This is a genomic window from Dethiosulfatibacter sp. (assembly GCF_983023055.1).
In genome coordinates this window covers 1-3,559 of the sequence record NZ_CEZJXU010000267.1, presented here as the reverse complement: position 1 = coordinate 3,559, position 3,559 = coordinate 1, and the positions used below count along the sequence as shown (strand labels likewise).

4 protein-coding genes are annotated in these 3,559 nt (G+C 35.1%); 1 reads left to right on the top strand and 3 read right to left on the bottom strand.

The annotated features are described in order from the left end of the window. The 3 genes from AC3AX0_RS09360 to purR all read right to left on the bottom strand — a co-directional run. Positions 1–499: NTP transferase domain-containing protein (locus AC3AX0_RS09360; protein WP_487550030.1), on the bottom strand; the 499-nt coding region annotated here is incomplete at its 3' end. Positions 500–652: 153 nt separating this feature from the next. Continuing rightward, complete coding sequence (spoVG, locus tag AC3AX0_RS09355; protein ID WP_487550029.1) at positions 653–922, bottom strand: septation regulator SpoVG; 270 nt, start codon at positions 920–922, stop codon at positions 653–655. A 97-nt stretch (positions 923–1,019) separates the two neighbouring features. Further along, complete coding sequence (gene purR, locus AC3AX0_RS09350) at positions 1,020–1,847, bottom strand: pur operon repressor (RefSeq protein WP_487550028.1); 828 nt, start codon at positions 1,845–1,847, stop codon at positions 1,020–1,022. 232 nt (positions 1,848–2,079) lie between these two features. Here purR and murC point away from each other — a divergent pair, with 232 nt between their 5' ends. After that, positions 2,080–3,459, top strand: a complete 1,380-nt coding sequence (gene murC / locus AC3AX0_RS09345; protein WP_487550027.1) for a UDP-N-acetylmuramate--L-alanine ligase — start codon at positions 2,080–2,082, stop codon at positions 3,457–3,459. Positions 3,460–3,559 lie beyond the last annotated feature (100 nt).

The following is a 3,559-nucleotide window of genomic DNA, read 5'->3' as shown; positions in this document are numbered from 1 at the left end:
TTTTTGTATTTTCATCAGCATCCTTTTGTTCTACTATGGACGATACCTCGTCCTTTTCGTCCCTTACCATTCTTCCGTAACCGAAAGGATTTTCAAATAAAGCTGTGAGGACGGATGCGGAGCATTTCTCTTCATTGTGATAATTCATGAAATTTTTAATGGTTTCATCCCTTATCATTGGAACATCTCCATTTAATACAATTACAATGTCTTCGTCACTAATATGCTTTTCAGCCTGCATAACAGCATATCCTGTTCCGTAAGGGAATTCATCACCTACGGGCTGTTCCTCAAAAAGAACATCAGATTCATCCAATGAATCCATTATTTTATCCTTGCCGTGACCCAAAATAAGTATTTTCTTATCTATTCCAGCCTTATCAGATGCATCAAGAACATATTTAACAAGTTCTTTTCCACATACCTTGTGTAGGACCTTGGGTAGTTTGGATTTCATTCTAGTGCCTTCTCCGGCAGCCAATATTACTGATATATTCATTAAAATCTCCTGTATTTCCTTAATCCAAAACATATTATAATATTAATGGAGAGAAATAACAATAGTTCTTATCAATTAATTTAGTAAATATTCAACTTTTTTAGACAATAAAAAAGGGTCTTTAAACAGACCCTCCGCGGATACTAATTATTATTATTCCTCATCTTCCGCCTGCTTCTCTTCATAAGCTTTGAATACTGATTCTTGAATTGAACTTCTTGTTTGTGAATTAATCGGATGTGCAATATCCTTAAATTCACCATCTGGCATCTTTCTACTAGGCATTGCAATGAAAGGTCCGCTTTGTCCTTCAATGATCTTGATGTCATGAACTACAAAACAGTCGTCAAAAGTGACAGAAACAATCGCTTTCATTTTCCCCTCAGAGTTGATTTTTCTGACTCTTACATCTGTGATTTCCATGGTTTCCCACCTCCGGTATATTATGTCCAAACATACTAATATTTTACTACAAATCTCATGAGATTGCAAAAATGTTTATTTATTTTTTATTTTTTTATTAAATATCCAGGTTTTCCTCGTCAAAAGGCCTGATTTTTATAATTTTTTCACCCTCGTTCACATCTTCAAGAACAAGAAGTGTATTGTAATCCTTTACAAGTTTGTTCTTGTGCTCCGAAGTGGAAATTACTACTGACACGCCTACTACTTCGGCATTGAACTCCGCCATAAGGTCAATCATACCTCTCGCAGTACCTCCACCCTTCATGAAGTCATCCACTACAAGAACCTTGGACCCATCCTTTACAGCTCTTCTTGAAAGTGTCATGGATTCAATCTTCCTTGTAGATCCTGAAACATAGTTTATACTCACAGTAGATCCTTCAGTAACCTTGCTGTTTCTTCTTATTACAGCCAAAGGAACATCAAGCTCCCTTGCAGTCATAAGAGCTATGGGTATTCCCTTTGTTTCTACAGTAACAACATAATCAATTTCCTTGCTGGAATATTTTGAAGCTATAATTTTTGCTATATTAGACGAATAATATGGCGAATTAAAAATATCCGTCATATAGATATATCCTCCCGGTATTATCCTGTTTGGATTTGAAAATGCAAGACAAAGCTCGCTTAAAAGTGCTATTGTATCTTTTTCACTTAGACTAGGAATATATATTACTCCTCCTGCAGCACCCGCAATGGTTTCAATTCTTCCAAAACCAAGGTCAGCAACTAGTTCCCTTACTATTACTATATCTTCGCTTATAGTTGACTTTGCAGCATTGAACAACTCTGAAAAATAATTATATGAAAACACATGGTTTGGTCTTTCAGTGAAAATTTTCATAAGAGCGCCTACTCTTTGATTTCTTTTATACTTCTTCATTCATTCACTCCTTAACGAATATTTATATATATTATACATATAAAATTCGTGAATCACAAGTTTATATTTTATTATTGTCTTAGAAAATTAATATATACAAAATCTCTGGAAGTATTGTGGTATTTAAGCATCCAAATACTGCTTACTGTAGAAAAAACTCAACTAAATAAATTTGATACTTAAGCCTTTATAATCTCTTTATTTATTGTTATAATTATTTGAACAAAATAATTTGGATATAAACGAGGAGGTTAGCGTGAAAAATTACAAATATATACATTTTATAGGCATTGGTGGAATAAGTATGAGTGGACTTGCCGAAATCATGTTAAACAGGGGCTGCAAAGTAACAGGCTCAGACATAAACGAAACCAACCTTACAGAGCATCTGAAGAATCTTGGTGCAGTAATACAAAAAGGACATGATGACAAAATCATAGACAACCAAAACCTTGTAGTATTCACAGCTGCTGTAAACAGCGAAAACCCTGAATATATAAGGGCTGAAAAACTCGGAATTAAACTTCTTGAAAGAGCTGATTTTCTTGGAGAACTCATGCATGACTACAACAGTCCTGTGGCCATATCAGGAACCCATGGCAAAACTACTACTACAGGATTCATGTCAAGCATTCTTCTAAAAGGAGATTCAGATCCTACCATATTAATAGGTGGCGAATATGATCTTATAAAGGGCAATATTAGAATTGGAAATGATGAAACAATTCTAACTGAGGCCTGTGAATATAAAAGAAGTTTTGTAAAATTCAACCCTCTTTATGGAGTTGTTTTAAACATAGAAGAGGACCATCTCGACTACTACAAGGATATTGATGATATAAAATCCGCATTTCTGGAATTTGGATCAAAGATTCCTGATAATGGATACCTTGTATACAACAGCGACTGTGGAAATTCAAAACACCTTTTTGATAAGTTGTCGTGTAACCTCAGAACCTTTGGTATAAAAGACAAGGCGAACATATGGGCTGACAATATAACCTATACTCCCTGTCCCTCATTTGACCTTCATATTGATGACACTTTAATATCCAAAGTTTCACTAAAAGTTCCTGGAGAACATAATCTTTATAATGCTCTAGCAGCCATTGCTTGTGCTCACGCTATGGATATTGAAAATTCAAACATAATAGAAGGAATACAATCCTTTACCGGAACAAAGAGAAGATTTCAATACAAGGGAATTTTAAATGGTGCATCTGTAATTGATGATTATGCCCATCATCCAACAGAAATAAAAACAACCCTTAAGACAGTCCGTGAAATGACCGACAAAAGGGTTTTATGTGTATTTCAGCCTCATACCTATACAAGGACTTTCTCGCTGCTAAAAGAATTTTCAGAAGCATTCTCGGATGCAGACACAGTACTCGTAGTTGATATCTATGCAGCACGGGAGAAGGATCTGGATATTGTTCATTCGAAAGACCTGGTTGAAGGTATCAATAGAAACAATACTAAAGCAATATACTGCAGTTCCTTTGAGGAGGCTGAAGAATATTTCAGAACACATTCCAGGAAAGGTGACATAATCATGACTATGGGAGCAGGAAATGTTCATCTAATAGGGGAAAATATTACAGAAAGTTAACATTTAAATTGTTTCATTATTATTCCCTTTGGGTATATTTATATTGACAATGTCCCCACTCCCCCTATCTGGCAGTCAACCGGATAGGAAAAGAAAGCTT

Bases quoted from the DNA above. Each gene is read 5' to 3' on its own strand.
- spoVG (WP_487550029.1), bottom strand. From the start codon at position 922: ATGGAAATCACAGATGTAAGAGTCAGAAAAATCAACTCTGAGGGGAAA.
- purR (WP_487550028.1), bottom strand. From the start codon at position 1,847: ATGAAGAAGTATAAAAGAAATCAAAGAGTAGGCGCTCTTATGAAAATT.